This window comes from Campylobacter sp. RM5004 (assembly GCF_022369455.1).
In the GTDB taxonomy this organism is placed as follows: Bacteria; Campylobacterota; Campylobacteria; order Campylobacterales; family Campylobacteraceae; genus Campylobacter_E.
The window spans coordinates 907,918-929,044 of sequence record NZ_CP059599.1; the positions used below are offsets into that span (position 1 = coordinate 907,918).

At 27.6% G+C, this 21,127-nt stretch carries 18 protein-coding genes; 8 read left to right on the forward strand and 10 right to left on the reverse strand.

The window, feature by feature from the left end; all coding sequences use genetic code 11:
* Positions 1–71: 71 nt before the first annotated feature.
* The 10 genes from AVANS_RS09575 to AVANS_RS04615 form a co-directional block, all read right to left on the reverse strand.
* Positions 72–1,358 carry a PAS domain-containing methyl-accepting chemotaxis protein gene (locus AVANS_RS09575; RefSeq protein WP_275583457.1) on the reverse strand — a complete coding sequence of 429 codons (1,287 nt, stop codon included), beginning with the start codon at positions 1,356–1,358 and terminating at the stop codon, positions 72–74.
* A 177-nt stretch (positions 1,359–1,535) separates the two neighbouring features.
* The gene (locus AVANS_RS04575) at positions 1,536–3,476 is read right to left on the reverse strand and encodes an HD domain-containing phosphohydrolase (RefSeq protein ID WP_239818480.1); all 1,941 of its coding nucleotides are present in this window, start codon (positions 3,474–3,476) and stop codon (positions 1,536–1,538) included.
* Positions 3,477–3,479: 3 nt separating this feature from the next.
* The gene (locus tag AVANS_RS04580; protein WP_239818481.1) at positions 3,480–4,211 is read right to left on the reverse strand and encodes a 3'(2'),5'-bisphosphate nucleotidase CysQ; all 732 of its coding nucleotides are present in this window, start codon (positions 4,209–4,211) and stop codon (positions 3,480–3,482) included.
* Positions 4,211–4,645 (reverse strand): DUF2147 domain-containing protein, encoded by a 435-nt coding sequence (locus AVANS_RS04585; RefSeq protein WP_239818482.1) that lies wholly within the window; start codon positions 4,643–4,645, stop codon positions 4,211–4,213. The genes AVANS_RS04580 and AVANS_RS04585 overlap by 1 nt, the downstream gene beginning before the upstream one ends.
* 6 nt (positions 4,646–4,651) lie before the next feature.
* Complete coding sequence (tsaD, locus tag AVANS_RS04590) at positions 4,652–5,662, reverse strand: tRNA (adenosine(37)-N6)-threonylcarbamoyltransferase complex transferase subunit TsaD (RefSeq protein ID WP_239818483.1); 1,011 nt, start codon at positions 5,660–5,662, stop codon at positions 4,652–4,654.
* Positions 5,659–7,047, reverse strand: coding sequence for a class II fumarate hydratase (fumC, locus tag AVANS_RS04595; protein ID WP_239818484.1), 1,389 nt, complete (start codon positions 7,045–7,047; stop codon positions 5,659–5,661). The genes tsaD and fumC overlap by 4 nt, the downstream gene beginning before the upstream one ends.
* Positions 7,048–7,059: 12 nt before the next feature.
* Positions 7,060–8,319 carry a M20/M25/M40 family metallo-hydrolase gene (locus AVANS_RS04600; protein ID WP_239818485.1) on the reverse strand — a complete coding sequence of 420 codons (1,260 nt, stop codon included), beginning with the start codon at positions 8,317–8,319 and terminating at the stop codon, positions 7,060–7,062.
* 146 nt (positions 8,320–8,465) lie between these two features.
* Positions 8,466–9,191: an ABC transporter ATP-binding protein gene (locus tag AVANS_RS04605; RefSeq protein WP_239818486.1), complete on the reverse strand. Its 726-nt coding sequence runs from the start codon at positions 9,189–9,191 to the stop codon at positions 8,466–8,468.
* Complete coding sequence (locus tag AVANS_RS04610) at positions 9,188–10,201, reverse strand: iron ABC transporter permease (protein WP_239818487.1); 1,014 nt, start codon at positions 10,199–10,201, stop codon at positions 9,188–9,190. The genes AVANS_RS04605 and AVANS_RS04610 overlap by 4 nt, the downstream gene beginning before the upstream one ends.
* The gene (locus AVANS_RS04615) at positions 10,198–11,280 is read right to left on the reverse strand and encodes an ABC transporter substrate-binding protein (RefSeq protein ID WP_239818488.1); all 1,083 of its coding nucleotides are present in this window, start codon (positions 11,278–11,280) and stop codon (positions 10,198–10,200) included. The genes AVANS_RS04610 and AVANS_RS04615 overlap by 4 nt, the downstream gene beginning before the upstream one ends.
* 163 nt (positions 11,281–11,443) lie before the next feature.
* On the opposite strand from AVANS_RS04615, the gene AVANS_RS04620 reads away from it, so the two are divergent.
* The 8 genes from AVANS_RS04620 to AVANS_RS04655 all read left to right on the forward strand — a co-directional run bounded on the left by AVANS_RS04620 (position 11,444) and on the right by AVANS_RS04655 (position 21,127).
* A complete protein-coding gene (locus AVANS_RS04620) occupies positions 11,444–12,694 on the forward strand; it encodes a coproporphyrinogen III oxidase family protein (RefSeq protein WP_239818489.1) in 1,251 nt (416 codons plus the stop codon).
* Positions 12,695–12,696: 2 nt separating this feature from the next.
* Positions 12,697–13,404 (forward strand): AMIN domain-containing protein, encoded by a 708-nt coding sequence (locus AVANS_RS04625; protein ID WP_239818490.1) that lies wholly within the window; start codon positions 12,697–12,699, stop codon positions 13,402–13,404.
* Positions 13,405–13,414: 10 nt separating this feature from the next.
* Positions 13,415–14,527: an FAD-dependent oxidoreductase gene (locus AVANS_RS04630; protein WP_239818491.1), complete on the forward strand. Its 1,113-nt coding sequence runs from the start codon at positions 13,415–13,417 to the stop codon at positions 14,525–14,527.
* 222 nt (positions 14,528–14,749) lie between these two features.
* The gene (locus tag AVANS_RS04635) at positions 14,750–15,730 is read left to right on the forward strand and encodes a hypothetical protein (protein ID WP_239818492.1); all 981 of its coding nucleotides are present in this window, start codon (positions 14,750–14,752) and stop codon (positions 15,728–15,730) included.
* Positions 15,727–17,502 (forward strand): VWA domain-containing protein, encoded by a 1,776-nt coding sequence (locus tag AVANS_RS04640; RefSeq protein ID WP_239818493.1) that lies wholly within the window; start codon positions 15,727–15,729, stop codon positions 17,500–17,502. Before AVANS_RS04635 ends, AVANS_RS04640 begins: the two co-directional genes overlap by 4 nt.
* 9 nt (positions 17,503–17,511) lie before the next feature.
* The gene (locus tag AVANS_RS04645) at positions 17,512–18,495 is read left to right on the forward strand and encodes a hypothetical protein (protein WP_275583462.1); all 984 of its coding nucleotides are present in this window, start codon (positions 17,512–17,514) and stop codon (positions 18,493–18,495) included.
* Between the two features lie 71 nt (positions 18,496–18,566).
* Positions 18,567–19,865, forward strand: coding sequence for an HlyD family type I secretion periplasmic adaptor subunit (locus AVANS_RS04650; RefSeq protein WP_239818495.1), 1,299 nt, complete (start codon positions 18,567–18,569; stop codon positions 19,863–19,865).
* On the forward strand, positions 19,862–21,127 hold the full coding sequence (locus AVANS_RS04655; RefSeq protein WP_239818496.1) for a TolC family protein: 1,266 nt from the start codon (positions 19,862–19,864) through the stop codon (positions 21,125–21,127). The genes AVANS_RS04650 and AVANS_RS04655 overlap by 4 nt, the downstream gene beginning before the upstream one ends.

Sequence of the window (21,127 nt, forward strand, 5' to 3'; positions counted from 1 at the left end):
AATTTATAGATAATTTAGAAGAAAGAATTTGAATTAGGTTTTTAATTCCTATTTCAAATTCTTTGAAATTATTATTGTTCCATTGCTTTAGCAACTTCTCTTGAGCTTTCTTTGATTTTATTCATGCAATCATTAGCTGTATTTGCTAGATTTACGCTTTCATTTACTTGAGCTATGCTTTTGCTAATGCTCTCAACCACGCTTGCACTTACATTTCTAATAGAATTAATTGTCATTGTGATTTCATTAATTGATGTTGCTGTGCGTTCAGCTAGTTTTCTAACCTCATCAGCAACCACTGCAAAGCCGCGTCCATGCTCACCCGCACGAGCTGCCTCAATAGCAGCATTTAGTGCTAATAGATTTGTTTGCTCTGCAATATCTTTAATAGTTTGAATAACTGATACAATCTCATCTGATTGAATATTTAAAGAATGAACTAACTCGCTACTTTCATTCATAATCTCAGCTATTTCTTGAACGTTTTTAACACTTTTTGCTATTACTTTGCTACCTTCATCGGTGCTTTCATCGTTCTTTTGTGCTAGTTCGCTTACGATTTTGTTCTTATTCATATCTCTTATAACTTGTCTGCTAACATCACTTGCAAACTTGATTACTTTATAAACCTTGCCTTCTTGATTATAAACAGGATTATAACTAGCTTCTAAATATACAGGGGTTTTATCCTTGCTATATCTAATGAATTGTCCTGATTGAAAAATTCCACTTTTTAAGTCATCCCAGAATTTTCTATATGCACTGCTTTTTACATATTCTTCATCGCAAAACATTGAATGGTGTTTGCCTACAATTTCATTTTTTCTATAATGCATAGTATTTAAAAAGTTTTCGTTTGCATCTAGGATTTCTCCATTTGGATCAAACTCAATTAAAGCCATTGATTTGCTTGCGGCATTAATTGTATTTTTTAAATCTAAAAGCTCGTTTTCGTGCTCTGTAACATCGGCTGCAAATTTTATAACCTTATAAACTTGATTATTTTCATCTGCTATTGGAAGATAGTTTGCTTCTAAATAAATTGCGTTTTTGTCTTTTGTAAATCTTTTGAATAATCCACTTTGTGGAATATTTCTTGATAATTCTTGCCAAAACATAGGATAAGCACTTGAATTAACATAAGAGCTATCGCAAAACATTCTATGATGCTTTCCTTTAATCTCTGCTAAAGTATATTTTGTAGCCTTTAAAAAATGCTCATTTGCATCAACAATATTGCCTTTAACATCAAATTCTATAATAGCCATTTCGCCATAAATAGCTTTTAATATAGCTTGTTTATCTTTTAACTCAAGCGATAATTTTTCGGTATTATCCTTGTTATTTTTAAAAAACATATTTTTACTCCTATTTTAAGAAAAATGGGCGATTATATGTATTTTTACTTAAAGTTGTATAAAAAAATAATAATAATTTTTATTGTTTTTTAAATTTTGTTTTTGTTGAATATTTTTTAATTTATTATTAGTATTTAATGATAATCTTTTAGGAATTTGATAAAACAAATTCCTAAATTATCCTTTATAAACATCTTTGTATTTTTCTTTGATTGCGAATATTTCTTCTTTACAAGCAAAAAATGCTTCAACAACCTTAGGGTCAAACTGAAAACCTGAATTATCACTAATGTATTTGCAAACTTCATCTAAAGGCCAAGCTTTTTTATAGCATCTATCACTTGCTAGAGCATCAAACACATCAGCTAATGAAACAATTCTTGCATAAATATGAATATCTTCACCTTTTTTACCCATAGGGTAGCCACCACCCGCAAATTTTTCATGGTGTTCGTGAGCTATGATTGCTGCTGCTTCCATGATTTTACCCTTAAATCTATGTAGCATTTCATAACCAATTTGAGCATGTTTTTGCATTGTTCTAAACTCTTGTTCATCAAGTCTTCCTGGCTTATTAAGTATTGCATCAGGAATTCCTATCTTACCTATATCATGAGTAGGTGCTCCATAGCTTATAAGTGTTACTTCTTCTTCACTTAAGCCCATTTGTCTTGCTATTGCTTCACTAATTTTTCCAACCCTTTTTACATGATTTCCTGTTTCTTCGCTTTTACTCTCTACCATTTCAGCTATTGAGTAGATTAAGTCTTTTTGAGCGTTTAGGATATCTTCTTGAAACTTCATACCTTCATAGATTTTGCCAGAATAATCAGCTGCAATTCTTAAATAATCTAAGTCATCTCTATCAAAGTTATTATTAATATTTGTTAGTTTATTTAAAGCTTGAAATACTCCTATTACTTCATGCTCGCTATTTAAAATAGGCATTGCTAGAATTGATTTAGTGCTATATTTTGTTCTTTCGTCGTTTGTGCTATCAAAATATGGATTACTCTTAGGATTATTTTCTAATATAGCTTCTTTTGTTTCGATTACACGACCAACAATACCTTTTCCAAAAGGAACTCTTATTTCATTTACGCCATCGGCATGTAATGTGTAGTATTCTTTTCTTTCATTATCTATAAACCATACACTACATCTATCTGCTTGAATGTTTTGCTTAACCATTGTTCCTAAAGTATTTAGGTTCGCTCTTGAGTCTGAATTCTTAGAAATTTGTGAAAAGCATTCAAGAATGGTTTCGAGTTTTTGTTCTTGGTCTAGATTATGTCTTTTTAATACATTGATTACGGCTTTATCGCTATTATAGTTTGTATTAAACTGCATAAACGAGCCGTTTTTAATAATCATTCCATATTCTTTTAAAATATCTAGTTCTTTTAATTCTTCTTCAATTCTTTCTTTAAAACAATATTTAATGTGATAAACATGGAAAATTACATCTTTTCTTGTTTCATCTTGGATTTTTTTAAGTAGTTTAGGTGTTAAATGTTTTGAATCTCTTGCTAGTTTTTCATAACTTGAATCAAAACTAACATCTGCAATAACTTGCTTAATATCTTTTCTTGAGTTAATTAATTCAACTATTCCTTCATGATAATAAGTATCTGAAGTAAAATATATACTATCATTTCCATAGCTCATAATAAAGCCATAGCTACCCTCTGAATGATAGCTCATAACAGGTTCAATATAAACATCATCTATTAATATTTTATCACCTATATTTATTTCTTTATAAGTGATTGCATATTTTCCATTAGCAAGTTTGATTTTAGAAAAATCAGGCCAAATTTTATTATTAAAAAAGTGATCTTTTAAGCTTTGTATGCTTTCTTTACTTGCGTATAGACAAATACTATCTTGAAGTTTTAGGAAATAATTATCAACATATAAAGCAATAGCACAAATGTGGTCTAAATGAGTATGAGATATGAATACATGTTTTATAAAATTGTCATTTGTTGGTTTAGGTAAAAAACCTGCATCAATAACGCCACTTAAACTAAATTGAATACAAGTTAGATTATCGCTTAAATATTTACTAACAGATGAGCCTTCAAAAACTATTCTATGTGTGTTAAAAATATTCATTATTTAATCCTTATTATATACACTTGAAAACGCTATGAAAGGTTTGCAAGTAAAATTTGGTTTATTATAGTTTAATTTTTGTTTATCAAGACCTAACATAAGGCCACCGCTTTGATTTATCAAAAAGTCCCCAGCAGCTAAATCCCAAGAATTAAGCATTTCATATCTTAAATATACATCAGCAAAGCCTTCAAGCAAAGCACAAAATTTTAAAGCCGAACCTATATTTAATGCTGTGTAGCCATAGCTAAAAGGTATTTTTGCATTATTTTCGTTTTGATCTTTTCTTAAAGATACTAAAGCTTTATTAGATTCTTTTTTAATTTTATTTAAGATTTCTTGATTTTTATACACTGGCATACCTTTAGCTGAATAATAAATATCTTTATTACAAACATCATAAATTAAGCCAAGAATTGGTCTAGCACCATCAATCAAACTTATGCAAATGCAAAAATTCTTTCTAGTTTTTAAATAATTAGTGGTTCCATCTAGTGGGTCTATTAGCCAAAATGGAGCTTTTTTTCTTTTTTCATAATCAAGTATTTGTTCTTCTGAACAAATACTAATTTTACTTTCTTTTAAAATATCACATATTATTTCATTTGCTTTTAAGTCAGCTGAGCTTACTAAACTACCATCTGGTTTGGTTTTTATTAAAGGATGTTTTATGCTAAGCAGTTCTTCTCCTGCTAATTTTGCAGCTTTTTTTGCAAGAGTAAGTAAATCTTGCATTATTTTTCCTTAATCCAAGTTTGACTTCTTCCTATTAAAGAAAAGCCTATATATCCCCTTAAAATTAATTTATCATCTTTAAAAGTAGCATTAGCTCTATATAATTTCCCGCTCTCAGGGTCAATTATATAACCACTTTTATATGTATTAGCACCTTCTTTTTTTAGTTTATATAAAAGTGGAGCTCCAACAATTTTCATTTTACTTGCATCTTTTGCATAGGTAAAAAATGGATAAGTTTTCTCACAAGCATCGCAAATCTCACTATCAGGATATTCAAATAGCTTTACTACTTTACCAAATAATTCATTATTTTCTTCATAAATATGCCATCTTGCAGTTTGTTTTCCTTTTTCATCAACGCTAATGTAATAGCCATAATCTTTTGCGAATAATATTCCTATGAAACTTAAAATTAATAATAATTTTTTCATTATTTCTTATAACCTTTGAAAATTTTTTGATTTTGGATTTATTATATCATCACTTATATTTACGAAATCTTTATGTTTATATGCATTAATGGCTGCTCTTGCTATCATTAAAGCATTATCAGAACAATACTTTAATGGTGCTAAAAGTAGTTTTGAATTATGTTTTTTAGCAATTTTTTCTAATTCACTTCTTAGTAGTAAGTTTGCACTCGCACCCCCAACAACTCCTAAAGCTTTATAATGTCTTTTTGATAAAACTATATTTAATTTATTAATTATATGCTTACACGCAATTCTTTGAAATGCTGCTGCTATATTTGCCTTATCTTGCTCTAAAGTATTATTATCTATGCTATTTTGTATAGCTAATCTTACTTGGTTTTTAATACCAGAAAACGAATATTCAAGTCTATTTTTATTAGGAATTGGTAAAGAAAACTCATAAGTATTATTACTTTCAAGCTTAGCTAATTCTTCAATAAAAACCCCACCTGGATAACCTAAATTCATCATTTTAGCAACTTTATCAAAGCTTTCACCAAAACTATCATCACTTGTGCTTGCTAAAATTCCTATTTCAAATTCTTTTGAAATTTCAATTATCATAGTATGGCCACCACTTACTAATAAAACCAAAAAATCATTTTCTAATTCGCTATCTAAAAATAAAGAACAAATATGTCCTTTTAAATGATTTACAGCTATTAAAGGTAGATTTAATGCTACGCTTAAAGCCTTAGCCATAGCAACACCACTTTGAAGCGATACTGATAAACCTGGTTCATTTGTAACTGCAATTGCTTTTAAATCATTAAAAAATGGCTTAGTTTTAGCTAGTATTTTAGGCAAAGCTTCAGTATGTAGTCTTGATGCAAGCTCAGGCACAACTCCACCAAAATCTGAATGCTCATCTTGAGAGATTTTTTCATAAAAAACACATTCATAAGTATTTACATCAATAACTGCGATGCTTGAATCATCGCAGCTACTTTCAATTGCTAATATTAGTTCTTTCATTTTGGCTTAATCATATTTGCAGGAACAACGAATTTATCAAAATCATCTGCACTTAATAATCCTAATTCTAAGCAAGATTCTTTTAAGCTTATTCCTTTTTTGTGAGCATTTTTTGCAACTTTTGCAGCATTTTCATAGCCTATATGTGGGTTTAGTGCAGTTACTAGCATTAAAGAATTGTTTAGATTATAAGTAATCTTATCAATATTTGGAGTAATCCCAATCGCACAATTATCATTAAAGCTAATCATCGCATCTGCTAATAATCTTAAGCTTTGTAAGAAATTATAAATAATTACAGGCTTAAATACATTTAGCTCAAAATTACCTTGAGAAGCTGCAAAGCCAATTGCTGCATCATTTCCCATAACTTGAACGCTAACCATTGTTAAAGCTTCGCTTTGAGTAGGATTTACTTTACCTGGCATAATTGAACTACCTGGCTCATTTTCTGGAATGTTAAGCTCACCTAAACCACATCTAGGACCACTAGCAAGCCATCTAATATCGTTTGCTATTTTCATAAGGTTTGCTGCAAGACCTTTAAATGCACCATGTAAAAATACTAAAGCATCATGGCTTGTAAGTCCGTGGAATTTATTTGGACTGCTTATAAACTTAGTGTCTAAAAGCTCGGTTAATTTCGCTGATACTTTTTCACTAAGCTCTGGATGAGCGTTAATTCCAGTTCCAACTGCTGTTCCACCAATTGTTAGCTCTCTTACATCTTCAAGTGCTTTTAAGATATGTCTTTTTGAGCTTTGCAACATATATACATATCCGCTAAATTCTTGTCCTAAAGTAAGTGGGGTTGCATCTTGTAAATGTGTTCTTCCGATTTTAATTATATTTTCAAATTCTTTTGCTTTTTTATCTAGTGTTTTTTCTAGAATTTCTAGCGCAGGAATTAGTGTTTTTTCAGTTTCTAAGACTGCAACAATATGCATTGCTGTTGGGAATGTATCGTTTGAGCTTTGGCTCATATTTACATGATCGTTTGGATGAACGATTTTTTCTTTTGTAAAATCCATTCCATTTAGTTTAGTTGCAAGGTTTGCTATAACTTCGTTTAGGTTCATATTTGTTTGAGTACCTGAGCCTGTTTGCCAAATAGCTAATGGAAACTCATCATTATGCTTACCAGCAATTATTTCATCACAAGCTTTAACGATAGCATCTTTTTTAGCATTATCTAATTTACCTAAGTCGTTATTTACTAAAGCTAAAGATTTTTTAAGATACGCAAAAGATTGTATTAATTCTACTGGCATTTTTTCTGTGCCTATTTTAAAATTTTCCAAACTTCTTTGTGTTTGTGCTGCCCACAATTTATCTGCAGGAACCTTTACCTCACCCATTGTGTCGTGTTCAATACGATAACTCATTTTATTCTCCTTTTATTTGTAATTTTTAATTAAATCAAATGTTGCGTTTTTGATAACATCAATTGTGCTTATTTCACATCTTTCATAAATACTATGTGGATTTAATATATTTGGCCCAATTGAAGCGCATAATAATTCACTTTGTTTAGTCTTTAAAACTCCGCATTCAAGTCCTGCATGAATACTACTCATACTAGCTTTTGGATTATATTTTTGTAAAGAATTAAGCACTGCATAAGTAAAATCATTTGGCACAGGTTCCCAAGGCTCATCTTTTGCAATAAGTTTTACATTGTCATTGTTAAAATGCGCTTTAGTTTTATAAAACACTTCATCTAAATCTGCTGAATTATCACTTCTTGCAAACATTTGCAGTTCTAATTCATCGTTATTTTGCTTGATAATTGCTAGATTTACGCTAGTTTTTACTATATTTAAATCTTTTGAATAAGACCAAACTCCGTGCTTATAACTTGCAAGACGGCTTAAAATATCTTGTTCTATTACTTTTTCGCCTTTGCTTTCAAGCTTCGTAATTTCTATATTTTCGCTTGATTTTAATTCAGCGTCGCTATAAAAAATAGCCTTTGCATTTACGCTTATACTATTAGTTCTTTCGCCTCCATTAAAGCTTACTAATTCAGCATCATTTTTGTATAAAAATAAAGCCAAATCACTTATTGCACTAGGAATGTTTTTAATAATATCAATTCCGCTATGTCCGCCTTTATAGCCTTTAGTGTGAGCTTCATATAGGTATTTTTTGCTAGGATTTTTGTAGCTTAATTTGATATTTACATTCATCATTAAACTTGCCGCACAGCCTATGATAACTCTATCTACGCACTCGCTATCAAGATTTAATAAATGCTTTGAGCTAATTTTTAGCTCTAAATTATTAGCTCCTATTAACCCCACTTCTTCATTGGCAGTAAATAAGCATTCAAGGTCGCTAAACTCATTCATAGCTTCCATCATAATGGCAATTCCTATTCCATTATCAGCGCCTAAGGTTGAATTATTTGCTTTTATAAAACCATCGCTTTCTATGATATTTATATTAGGTGCATCGCCTACACAAACCATATCATAATGACTTTGTAAGCATATATTAGGATTTCCTTTTTTGCATAAAATATTTTCTGCTTTATCAACTAGCACTTCAAAGCCTTTTGATTTAGCGTAATTAATTAAAAAATCTTTTAATTTCACCGCATCAAAACTACAATGCGGAATTGCTGCAATTTGCTTGAAATGTTCTAAAACGCTCATTATTTCTCCTTAATTTTTTACGAAAACATTAGATTTTAAAGTTTAATAAAGAGTAAGTTTAGTGTGTAAATTAGTAATTTATTTTAAAGTGTGTAAAATAGTAATATTTTTAAAGAATTTGAAATAGGAATTTCAAATTCTTAATCTTAGTATTTTTCAAAAATTATTTTGTCATTATTAGCATTAAAATAAGTATCAAATTTCACTTTAAAGCATTCTTCTAAAATATCTAATTTAAGTTCATTAACTTCTCCAAAAAAAGCACTCTTACCTTCTTTAAGCAATAAAATCTTATCGGCATATTTTAAAGCGTGGTTTATATTGTGAATATTAATAATTGCTGCGACATTATAGAATTTGCAATATTGCTTTATTAGTTCCATAATTTCCTTTTCTCTTGCTATATCTAAATTAGCAGTTGGTTCATCAAGGAACATTAATTTTGGCTCTTTTGCTAGCATTTGAGCAACTATTACTAATCTTTGCTGACCGCCTGAGAGTTCGTTAAAATTTCTTTTTGCTAAATGTTCAATTTTTAAATGACTTATTACATGCTCAACTCTTAATAAGTCCTTATCGCTTACTTTAAACCTTAATTCTCCTATTCTTCCTAGCAAAATAAATTCAAAAACACTCAAACAATCATTTGAAACAATATTTTGAGTCATATAGCCGATTTTTGTTGGTTTTATTCCTTCTAAATCTATTAAGCCATTATGACTTAAAACACCAGCTAAGCATTTCATTAAAGTGCTTTTTCCAACTCCATTAACCCCTAAAACCATTATAATTTCGCCATCTTTTACGCTAAAATTAATATCATTTAAAATATTTTGGTTTTTATAAGAAAAACTTAAATTGCTAACTATCATTTAATACCCTTTTTTAGCAAAATACTTAAGAAAAATATAGCTCCTATTAAAGAAGTAATAATTCCTATCGGAAATACTACCCCATCAATTACACTTTTGCTAATAGAAGAAGAAATGAGTAATAACAAACTTCCAACAAGGCTAGAAAATACTAGGAAAAATCTTTGTTCTGAGCCTATTATTAATCTTGCAATATGTGCGCCCACTAAGCCAACAAAACCTATAGTTCCTACAAAACATACGCAAATGGTAGTAAGAAAAGATATTAATACAAGCATTGAGATTTTTATTTTAAAAGTTTTTACTCCTAAGCTTTGAGCCTTTTCATCTCCTAATAACAAGGCATTTAATTCCCAAGATTTCATTAAAACTACTACTAAAACAATACTAAAAGCAATAAATAAAATTAAGCAATTTAAATAAGTAGCTCTTGATAATGAGCCAAAGGTCCAAAACACTATGCTAGATACTTCAATTTCATTTGCAAGATAAATTACAAAAGCTTGCAAACTTTGGTATATAAAAACCATAACAATACCTATTAAAACTATGGTTGAACCACCTAAAAATATCCTTTTACTTAAAAAATATATAGCTAGAATGCTAATGGTTGAGAAAATAAAAGCAAGAGATGAAATCCCAAAAAAAGCCCCATCAAAAAGCAATATTCCTAAAGCAGCACCAAAACTAGCAGCCGAACCTATACCTAAAGTATAAGGAGAGGCTAGGGGGTTTGCTAGTATTGTTTGCATAATAGCTCCACTAAGCCCTAAAACTGCTCCAGCAATTATTGCCATTAGAGCTTGAGGAATTCTAATATCAAATAAAATAACTTTTATACTCTCATTGCTTTCATTAAAAAATATAGCATTTATTATAGTACTAGGTGAATATTTAGCAGGTCCTAAGCCTATATCTACTACTAAACAAATTAATAAAAGCCCTAAAGCAATTGCTAAATAAATTAGTCTTTTTAATACTAATTCTTTATAAAAACTACCTACTTTCAAAATTTAACCATCCAAGTTCCGCTTAGTGGTATAGGATAAAATTCATTGAAAAATAACTCTAATTCTTTTTTAGGGTCTATATCGCTAAATAATTCAGGATGAATTGCTTTAGCAAAGAATAAAATTCCTGCAAAATCAAATATATGCCTACTTAAATCATGATATAAAGCATACATATTTTTGTTTTTAACAGCATTTATTTTACTCCAGCCAAGTCTATCTTCATAAGCTTTTAGATTAAGCTTAGCTTGTTCTTCTGTTATGTTATAACCTAATGGGATATTTTTAAAACTATTTTCAAAATAATTACCTGCAAATATTATTACATCAGGATTAGCTGATATTATTAGTTCTGGGTTTAATGGAGCGCTTGTTCCTTTTATTTTGCCTTTTGCGATATTTTCTCCACCAGCTAATTCAATAAAAGCTCCCCACATTTTATTATCCCAAGTTACGCCTATTTGCATAGCACCTGCTTTTTCACTAAATTCTGCATATACTTTAGGTCTTTTTAAATCTTTTGCATTATTAATTCTAGTTGTTACTAAATCAAACTTAGATTTATAAAAATTATTTATTTTTTCTACTCTTTCATTTTCGTTAAAAATCGCACCTAAAATTTGCATACTTTTTAAGTGATTATCTAAGTTTTCATCATGAAAATCTATAAAAACTGCAGGAATATTTGCTTTTTCTAATTTTTCTAAATTATTTTTTACATATTCATAATCTATTTTTGCAAATATTACCAAATCAGGTTGTAAAGATATTATTTTTTCAAAAGATATAGTTTTTTTAGGACCATAACCAATGTCAGGAATATCTAAAAGAGTAGGGAATTCTTTAGTAAAAGCATCCCAGCTAGCTTGTCTTCTACCATGCCAATATTTTTTAGACCAAGCAGCTATTTTTGATACACCTTGTTTACCTGTTGCGCTGAAATATTCTTCAAAATAAAAAGTTAAAGCTACTTTAGAAACATTATCTTTAATATTGACTTTGCGACCTAAAATATCTGTAACTTCTATTGAATAAGCATTAAGTAAAATAAACATTACAAATAAAACTTTTTTAAGCATAAATAACTCCTTAATAATTTAATTGATAATTTATATTAACTTAAAAATTTTAAGTAATTCTTAAACTTAATTAAGAGAAATTGTAATTCCTATTTCAAATTCTAGAAATTAATTTTATTTGTATAAACTAAAAACATTTTTTAATATTTAATAAAGGTTATTAATGAATTTTTTGCAAAAACAAGCTTTAAAATATACCTGTAATTTTTTAAATAAAGAACTAAAATCAAAATTCAAATTCAAAGAAGAAATTGTGTTAAATAAGGCAAAAGATAATAAAAAGGTAATGCTTTATATTCATGTGCCATTTTGTCATACATTTTGTCCATATTGTAGTTTTCATAAGTTTGCTTATGATGAAGAATTATGCAAGGAATATTTTAAAATTTTAAGAGTTGAATTGCAACAATTTAAAGACTTAGGATATGACTTCAATACGCTTTATGTAGGCGGTGGAACTACACTTATAAATGAAGATGAACTTATAAAAACTCTTAGTTTATGCAAGGATTTATTTAGCATTGAAGAGATTTCTTGTGAGAGCGATCCAAATCATATAAAACCAGAAGTTTTAAAAGATTTTAAAGGGCTTATTGATAGGCTTAGTTGTGGGGTTCAAAGCTTTGATAATGATATTTTAAGAAAGGTTAATCGCTTAGAAAAATTTGGCGAGCAAAAAGAATTAGTAAAAAAATTAGAATTAGCTAACGGAATACTTCCTACTTTTAGCATTGATTTGATTTTTAATTTCCCATCACAAACTAAGCAAATGCTAATTAAAGATATAGAATTAGCAAAAAGCATTGCTCCATCGCAAATAACTTTGTATCCATTAATGAAATCTAATTTAACAAAAGAAATAATCGCTGCAAAATTAGGAATAGATAAGCAAGACAATGAATATGAGTTTTATAAGATAATTTGTGATTATTTTAGTGATTATGAGCAAAATAATTCATGGAGTTTTTCTAAAGATAGGACTAATTTTAATGATGAATATGTAAGCACTCATCATGAATATATTGGAGCTGGAAGTGGGGCGTTTTCTTTCACAGAAAACAAGCTTTTGGTAAATGCTTTTAAGCTTGATGATTATAAGGCTAAGGTGCTAGAAGGCAAGAATAAAAAACTAGCTCATATTGATTTTAGCGATGAAGATGTGATTAATTATATATTTTTAACAGAATTTTTTAAGGATAATTTAAATATTAATAATTTTAATCAAAATTATAATTGCGATTTAGAAAAACATTTAGGTTTTAGATTAAAAGCAATGAAAAGTGTTGGTGCAATTAACATAAATAATGGTATTATTCAAAATACTTTTTTTGGCAAATATTTAGCACTTACTTTAATGAAAGAATTTTATATAAATATGGACTTAGTAAGGGCGTTTTTTAGAAAGGATTTATGATTATGAAAAAGGGCTTTTTGCTTTTTATATCTTTATTTTTATTTGCAAGAGAAAATCCATTCGTTCCTATTGTAAATATTAACAATCCAAGTCCTATTGAAGAGATTAAAGAATTGCAAAAAATAGCCTTTAATGTCCCAAGCGATGCAAGAATTTTAAATAAAATAAAATTAATTTATACAAATGTAGATGGGACTTTAAAAGAATACGAAATAGATGTAAATCAAGGGCTTGATTGGCATAAGGTTTATATGATGCTTGATGCAAGAGAACTTAGTATAAAAGAAGATAAAGAGCAAAAAACAGAGCTTAAAGTTGAAGATAAAATCAAATTAGCTTTAAACAAAGAAGAAGAAAAAGAACAGCCTATCAAAACACCAGAAATAGTAGAAGAAGTTAAGCAATATAAGCCTTTAGAATATACTTTTTCAAATGATTTTAATGTAATACTTGATAAAAAAAATATACATATTAAAACTCACAATAATTTACTTAGAGAATTTAGCCTAAAAAATCCAAATAGAATTGTAATGGATTTTAAAACTAATTATGTCCTACAAAACAAGCATTTTAAAATGGAGGCTGATTATGTTGATGAGATATATTCAGGGGTTCATAGAAATTTTTATAGACTTGTTATTAAATTAGATGGAATTTATGATTATGATATTCAAAAAAATGTAGGAGAATACATTATAAAATTAAAATAAAAGGAGTGTTATGAAAAAAATCATTTTTTTAGGCGCTGGATATGCGAATTTATCTTTAATCAAAAGTCTTAGTAAAGAAGATTTAAAAAAGGCTGAATTTTTATTAATAAATAATAATTCATATCACTACAAAACAACAGAATTACATAAAATTGCAGCAGATGAAAGCGAAAAAAATATTAAAATTGATTTAAAATCAATCATTCCAGAAGAAATAGTAATCATTCAAGACACAGCTATAAAAATAGAGCCTAATAAATTGTATTGCAAAAACACTGATTATGATTTTGATGAAATTTATATAGGTTTAGGAGCGAATAAAAATACTTTTGGCATTGAAGGGCTAGAAGAAACTTACGAAATAGGCGATTATGAAAACGCACTTAAAACAAAAGAAGATTTGTATAAAAACTTAGAGAAATCAGAAAGTATTTATAAAAATGTTGTGATTTGTGGAGCAGGTTTTAGCGGGGTTGAATTATGTGCTTCTATTGCTCAAGTTTGTAAGTCAAAAGATATAGATGCAAATATTTATATAATTGAGGCAATGGATGAGATTTTGCCTATGTATAACAAAGAATTAGCTAAAGTTGCTAGAAAATATTTAGAAAATTTAGGGGTAAAAGTCTTAAGCTCACATAAAATTATAAAAAAACAAGGCGATAGAATTTATTTAAATAATGAAGAAAATTATATAGATTCAAAAAACATTATTTTTACTGCCGGAGTTAAGGGAAATGCAGTTATAGGAAATAGTGTGTTTGAGAGCAAAAACAATAGGGTTTTAGTTAATGAGTATTTACAAGCTCCAAATTATGATAATTGTTATATTTTAGGAGATTGTTCTTTGATTATGAATAATGATAGACCTTTTGCACCAACAGCACAAATTGCTTGCAAACAAGGAAATTATTTAGCAAAAAGTCTAAGCGCTAGACTAAATAATCAAAGTTTTAAAGAAAAATTTAGTTATAAAGACCAAGGAAGTGTTTGTTCTTTAAGTGAAAAATACGCAGTTGCAAGCGTGCAAGGTAGAGATTTTAGTGGCTTTTTAGCAAAAGTTTTAAAGAAATTTACCGAGATAAAATGGCAATATAAATTATTCGGCTTAAAAGGCTTATGATTTTTAGTATTCTTTAAGGATACTAAAAATTAAAACATAAATACACTAACTTTTTTTATATATTCTTAATTTAAATTCCTATTTTAAATTCTTTTAAAAATTATGAGAATTTGAAATAGGAATTTAAAAATATTACAAAAAGTAACATAAATATTAAAATTAATAATTATTTTTAATATTTTTATTAAGTTAATGCTATGATATGAAAAATAAAGGAGAGTTATGTTTAAAATATTAGCTATTTTACTAATTACAAATATTTATTCATATCAAATAAATAAGTTAAAAATAAAGCTAGATAGTATTTATAAAAACTTTCCTTATATTACAAAAGAAATAAGACAAGACCAAGATAATTTTTTAAAAAACATTAGTGATTGCAAAGATGACAATAATTGCATTATAAGTTCTTATAAAGCTAGAATAAAAGAGCTTAGCACTAGTCTTGAAAACTCAAAAACCTATCCTAAAGAATTAATAGAACATATAAAAGTAATTCAAGAAAACTCAACTGAGTGTTATAAAGGCAATTATGTTGTAGAGTGTGAAGAATCACCACTAAATAATTTTTGGCAAGATTTTTTTAGATACAAAGATATAAAAATAAAGCCAAAAATTGTAGATGCTAAGCCTTACGCAAGCCAAGAAGTAAAGGACACTCTTAAATACTGCTGGGATTTAGGGCTTGATAGAGAAGTTTTTAAATATATAGAGCCAAATTATGTGTATTATCGTTTTATAGAAGTTGATAAAAATGGAGAGCTCTATTTTGCAAGTAAAATTAAAGGTAAAAAATACATAGAAAAACACAAAAATATAACTATAAGTGATGTGGTTTTAGATAATAAAAACTACTTAGCCTTATCAGGAGAATTTGGAAATATATTGTTTATAGAAAAAGATTTTTGCAATCACCCTATGAAAAATAAGGATTTATTAAAGCTTTTAAAAAAATCTAATAAAATGAAAATGTCATATCGTTTTTACGAACATACAAAAAATGTTTTTGCGATAAACTATAGAGAAAGAGATTATATTCTAAGTTATATTATATACAATAATACAGGCTATAGCATAAATCTCAATAGTATTTTTGCTATGACTTCTGATGAATATTATGCTTATTATAAAAACTGCTCTTTTCATAAAACCAAAATAGAATATTTAGATTGTGAAACAAATTTAAAAAAGGAGAAAGAATGAAACTTACAGGTTTGCATAATGCAGGTGGTTATAGTGAAAAACTATATGGGTTTATTAAAAGCAATGAAGGTGATAAAAGCAAGGTTTATCTTGATAGTAAGCTTAGACCAGCAATCGGTATTGGATATGATTTGTTTGCTCATAAAAATACTTGGGTAAAAGATTTTAAAGAAGCTGGAATGATAATTACTAAAGAACAAGAGAAAAGTATGAATAACTTATTATTTGCTTTATCTAAAATAAAAACCAAGAAAGAAGGTGATGGTTTTATTGATACATATACAAAACTCAATAGTAGTATAACCCTTAAAGATGGAGTAGCGTTGCAATTATTTAAAAATAAAATACCTATTTATGAAGATGCAGTTATTAAAAAATTGAAAATTAGTAGAGAAAGATTTGATGAATTAAAAAACAACAAAGAAATTATAGCTCTCATTGATTTAGCATACAATGGAGGTTCTGACATAATAGGATCTGGTTTATCTAAAGCTATTGAAGAAGGTGATAGAGCTAGAGTTTGGTTTGAGATAAGATATAATTCTAATGGCGGAGATTCACGAAAAACTAGCGGTTATGGAATTGCCGTAAGAAGAGTAAATGAATCCAATCTTTTTGGACTTTATCCTGATGGCGATATAGATGAAGAATATCATATGAAAGTAGTTAGAATGTATGCTGACTATAAAGGTAAAATAATCGGAGAAGAAACCAGTATAGAAAAACCTAGTGGAAATAAAGGTAAGAAAATAGGAGAAGCTTATCAAGACGAAAATAGTTTTAAAAGCCAAATCTCTACAACCCTTAAACATTTTACTAATGAAAATCAAATTAGCGGGGATATTGTATTGCTTGATAATACTCATAATAAATTAGGTAAAAATACAAATTTAGATAAAAATGATTTAATTATCATTGATGGTGGAGAGCATACAATTAGCGATATAAGCGGTAATGATATTTATTATGTTCGTAATGGTAAGGTTACAATAGACGATAAGGATGGCAAAGGTCAAGTAATATTTAATGGCTCTACATTAGAAGGTGGCTCTTATGATGAAGATAGGAAAGTATATATAGATGCTAAAGATACAAGTATTACATATGAGCTTAAAGACAATAATGATTTAATAGTAACTAAAGGCGATAGTAGTATAACCATACGCAATTTTAAAAAAAGCGAAGATGGATTTTTAAATATTAATTTAAAGGATAATCCAGGCAAAGAAGTAGCTATAGTAATAGATACAACAGGTTCTATGGGAGATGATATAGCAACTTGCAAAGCAAATGCAAAGATTATAGCTAGTAATATCTTTAAAGAAAATTTTTATTCTAAAATATCAATAGTTACTTATAATGATAATGATATAAAAACAATTGGAACTTACACTGATTATCAAGGTTTTTTAGGTGGAATAAATAGTGTTAATTTGCAATATGGTGGCACAGAATACACTATGGCAGCTATCTTAGAAGGAATGAGTCGTTTTACACCAAATAATCACTTGAGTAAAGAAGTGTATGTAATGACAGATGAGCCTGGAGATGATAATCATAGAAGAGATGAAGTAGAAGGTAGAGCTAAAATTTTTTATGTAGCAGGTCTAAGAAATGCAAATAATACCAATAAATACGAAGATAATTCAGTAAAAATTAATTTTATAGCTATTCGTAATGAGTTTGAGCATTTTAAAGATTTAGCTAAAAATACTAATGGAATGTATTTTAATTCAAATTCAAGTGAAGAGCTTAGCGATGCTTTATTTTAATTAAGCAATATAGGAACCTCAAGTAATGATGTGATAGAAGGCAATGATAAGGATAATAGTCTTAATGGATTTGGTGGAGATGATACACTAGTAGGTAAGGCTGGAAGCGATACTTATACATTTACTGGGCTTAATTTTGGTAACGATACCATAATAGAAAGCAATTTAAATAATATTGATAAAAATACAATTATTTTTAAAGATGTAAGCTATAAAGATGTAAGATTTAAAAAAGATTTAAATGATTTAAAAATTACACTTAATAAAGATAATAGCGTAACAATAAAAGATTTTTATAATACCAATAATGAAAGTAAAATTAGTAGCATAAGCTTTAGTGATGTTACATTAGATGAACTAGCTATCAAAAGAAGCGTAAGTATGCAAGCAAACAAAGAAGCGATAATATTCTTAAAAGAAAAAGATTTTAGCTTTTCTAATTTTGCTACATCAACATTTGCAGTAGCCTATCAAGATAATGCAAGTAATATAAGCACATCTTATAAAGATGATGTAATAATAGGTAGTAATAAAAACGATGTTATATCAACCAAATTAGGAAATGATACTTTAATCGGTGGTAAAGGAGATGATAAGTTGTATGGTGGATTTGGTAATGATATATATGTTTATAGAAAAGGTGATGGAAATGATTTAATCTATGATGATGGTGGGCAAGATGCTTTAAAATTACAAAATTTAAAAGCTGATGAAATATTTTTGATAAAAGATGGTAAAGACCTGCTAATAAAGTTTAAAGATGATGATACAAATAGCATAAGAGTAGCACATCACTTTGCTTGGAAATTTGGCTATCACAATCAAATAAACACAATAGAACTTGATGATAATAAATTCATCAATACAAAAACAATAGATAAATTAATAGAGCAAACTAGCGCATTTGCTAAAAATAACGGCATAGATATTCATAATATTAATCATATAAACGATGACAGATTAAATCAAATCTATATGAGTGCTTGGAATTAAGTAAATTACCCTAAATTAATTTAGGGTAATTATTATTTAAGTATTTAAAAAATATATTAATTAGGTAAAATATGTTTAAAATTTTTAAAAAATTTGATGATGATACACACGAATTTAAACCACTTTTAGTAGAGTTAGAAGATAGACCGCAAAATCCATTAGGCAAAAGTATTTTATATATAGTTTTATTTGTAATAGTTTTTAGTATTGCTTGGCTAATACTAGCTAAGGTTGATATAGTAGTAAGTGCTAGTGGTAAAGTAGTGCCTGATGGAGAAATTAAAATAATCAAACCTTTAGAAAACGGAGTAATTTACAAAATCCTTGTAAAAGAAGGTGACAAAATAAAAGCAAATGAGCCTTTAATATTGGTTGACCCAAGTGTATCTAAAGTCAATTTAGAAAGTAAAAAAGAGAATTTAAAAGCTTTAGAAGATAGTCTAAAAAGATTAAATGCACTAAGTAACGAGAGCGAATTAAGAGATGTTAGCAATGCAGAATTAAGCCTATATCAAAACCAATTAAATAGCTTTAAAACTAGCATAAATACTTATGAATTTAAAATCAAACAAACTATTAATTCATTACAAGCTAATAAGGAAGAATTAAAAAGATTAGAAATAGAGCATAAATACACAAGCTCAAAACTAAATAGACTTAGCAAGGTAAAAGACATAATCGCTTATAAAGATTATGAAAATTTATTAAAAGCAAAGCAAGATTTACAATTACAAATACTTGTAAATAAAAACAAATCTTTAGAATTAGAAAATAAATTAAACGAACTCACAAAAGAACTTGAGAGCTTTAAAGCAAATTTTATTGCTAAAAATTACGATGAACTTTTAAAAACTAAAAATGAAATAGCATTATTAAAAGCAGATATAAATGCGATAGAATTTCAAAGTCTAAGGCAAGTTATTTCATCACCAGTTGATGGATATGTAGGAAAATTATTCGTAAACACTGAAGGAAGCTCAGTATCAAGCAATGAGCAATTAATATCAATAATCCCAATTGATAAGCCACTTATAATAAAAGCAAATGTATTAAATCAAGATATAGGATATCTTAAAAAAGGGCAAAATGTAGCTATCAAAATAACCACATTTAATTTTCAAAAATACGGCAAACTAGATGGAGTATTAGAGCATATCGGAAACGATGCTATAAAAGATGAAAAATTAGGAGATATTTTTGAAATTAAGGTAAAACCTTTAAAAAATCATTTGATAGTAGATGGTGAGATAAAAGAAATAGAACCAGGAATGCAAGTGATAGCTGAAGTAAAGGTTGGCAAAAGAAGAGTGATAGAGTTTTTTATATATCCTATTATTAGATATCTTGATGAAGGGCTTAGTATTAGATGAGAATTATTTTTATTTTTCTTATAATGCTTAGCACATTAAAGGCTAAAGATTTTTACACTATATTAGAACATGCACTTAAAAATTCTCCTATCATAAATATTGCAAAAATAGATATAAAAAGTGCTAATTATAATTATGATTTTTATAAATCATATTTATATCCAGAATTATCATTTAATGCAGATTTTAGATATTCAAATACAAAAAGTAATGATTATAAAAGAGAGCTTTTTAGCGATTATAACAATCATCAAAGCACAATATCGCTTATATTAAAATATGATTTATTCAAATTTGGAAATGATTATTATAAAATCAAATCAGCTAAAGAAAATATCACTACAAGTAATTACAATAAGTGTTATAAGGAATTACAATTATCACTAGATTTATTAGAATACTACAAACTCGCACTATTGAGTGAAAATAAATTAAAAACATATAAAAATTTAAGCCTTGCTTATGAAAGTTTATATAAATTATCAAAGAGATTAAATAAAGTTGGAGAATTAGATTTAATCAATGTAAATTCTTATTTTTTAGACTTTAGTGAGGCAAAAACGCAGATTTTAAAACTAGAATTTGAATTAAGAAATTATTTATCATATATATCGTATTTATCAAATCTTAACATTGATAAAATAGATGATTTTAGTAAAATTGATGAAATTGCTTTAGATTTTTTAGAATTTGAAAAAACAAATAAATTTTTAGAATTAAATTCTAAAATTAAAAGCTCAATGTATGAACTAAAATCCCTAAATCAACGCCCTACAATAAGCCTTTATTCAAGATATGATTTTTATGATAAAACCAAAAATAATTACCAAAACCTTACCGATAGCTCTAAAAAACACGGGTATTTAGTAGGAATTGGGATTAATTATATTATATTTGATGGATTTAAAACAAATTCATCTAAAGAGTTAAAACAATTAGAAATAAACAAGTTAAATCAAGAGCTAATACAAGCAAAGCTAGAATATGAAAAACAAATAAACGAGCTTATATTTTTTATCCAAAACAAAGATGAAATAATAAAAACCTTAAAAATAATAAGCAAAGAAGCAAATGCAAATATGCATAATGTAACCAAACTACACAAAACTGGTGAAAAGTCAAAATTTGAAGTTATAAATGCAAGTATAGAAAACTATAAAAAACTCCAAGATTTAAATGAATATATAATAAATGCAAATGCAAACGCTATTAAAATTAATTTAATAAATAATCAATTTAATAATTGTAAAAAAGGATATTAA

Coding starts and splice junctions, on each gene's coding strand:
- AVANS_RS04630 (WP_239818491.1), top strand. CDS start 13,415: ATGAAAAAAATCATTTTTTTAGGCGCTGGATATGCGAATTTATCTTTA.
- AVANS_RS09575 (WP_275583457.1), bottom strand. CDS start 1,358: ATGTTTTTTAAAAATAACAAGGATAATACCGAAAAATTATCGCTTGAG.
- AVANS_RS04635 (WP_239818492.1), top strand. CDS start 14,750: ATGTTTAAAATATTAGCTATTTTACTAATTACAAATATTTATTCATAT.
- AVANS_RS04615 (WP_239818488.1), bottom strand. CDS start 11,280: ATGCTTAAAAAAGTTTTATTTGTAATGTTTATTTTACTTAATGCTTAT.
- AVANS_RS04655 (WP_239818496.1), top strand. CDS start 19,862: ATGAGAATTATTTTTATTTTTCTTATAATGCTTAGCACATTAAAGGCT.
- AVANS_RS04640 (WP_239818493.1), top strand. CDS start 15,727: ATGAAACTTACAGGTTTGCATAATGCAGGTGGTTATAGTGAAAAACTA.
- AVANS_RS04600 (WP_239818485.1), bottom strand. CDS start 8,319: ATGAGCGTTTTAGAACATTTCAAGCAAATTGCAGCAATTCCGCATTGT.
- AVANS_RS04625 (WP_239818490.1), top strand. CDS start 12,697: ATGAAAAAGGGCTTTTTGCTTTTTATATCTTTATTTTTATTTGCAAGA.
- AVANS_RS04620 (WP_239818489.1), top strand. CDS start 11,444: ATGAATTTTTTGCAAAAACAAGCTTTAAAATATACCTGTAATTTTTTA.
- AVANS_RS04585 (WP_239818482.1), bottom strand. CDS start 4,645: ATGAAAAAATTATTATTAATTTTAAGTTTCATAGGAATATTATTCGCA.
- fumC (WP_239818484.1), bottom strand. CDS start 7,047: ATGAGTTATCGTATTGAACACGACACAATGGGTGAGGTAAAGGTTCCT.
- AVANS_RS04650 (WP_239818495.1), top strand. CDS start 18,567: ATGTTTAAAATTTTTAAAAAATTTGATGATGATACACACGAATTTAAA.
- AVANS_RS04605 (WP_239818486.1), bottom strand. CDS start 9,191: ATGATAGTTAGCAATTTAAGTTTTTCTTATAAAAACCAAAATATTTTA.
- AVANS_RS04575 (WP_239818480.1), bottom strand. CDS start 3,476: ATGAATATTTTTAACACACATAGAATAGTTTTTGAAGGCTCATCTGTT.
- tsaD (WP_239818483.1), bottom strand. CDS start 5,662: ATGAAAGAACTAATATTAGCAATTGAAAGTAGCTGCGATGATTCAAGC.
- AVANS_RS04580 (WP_239818481.1), bottom strand. CDS start 4,211: ATGCAAGATTTACTTACTCTTGCAAAAAAAGCTGCAAAATTAGCAGGA.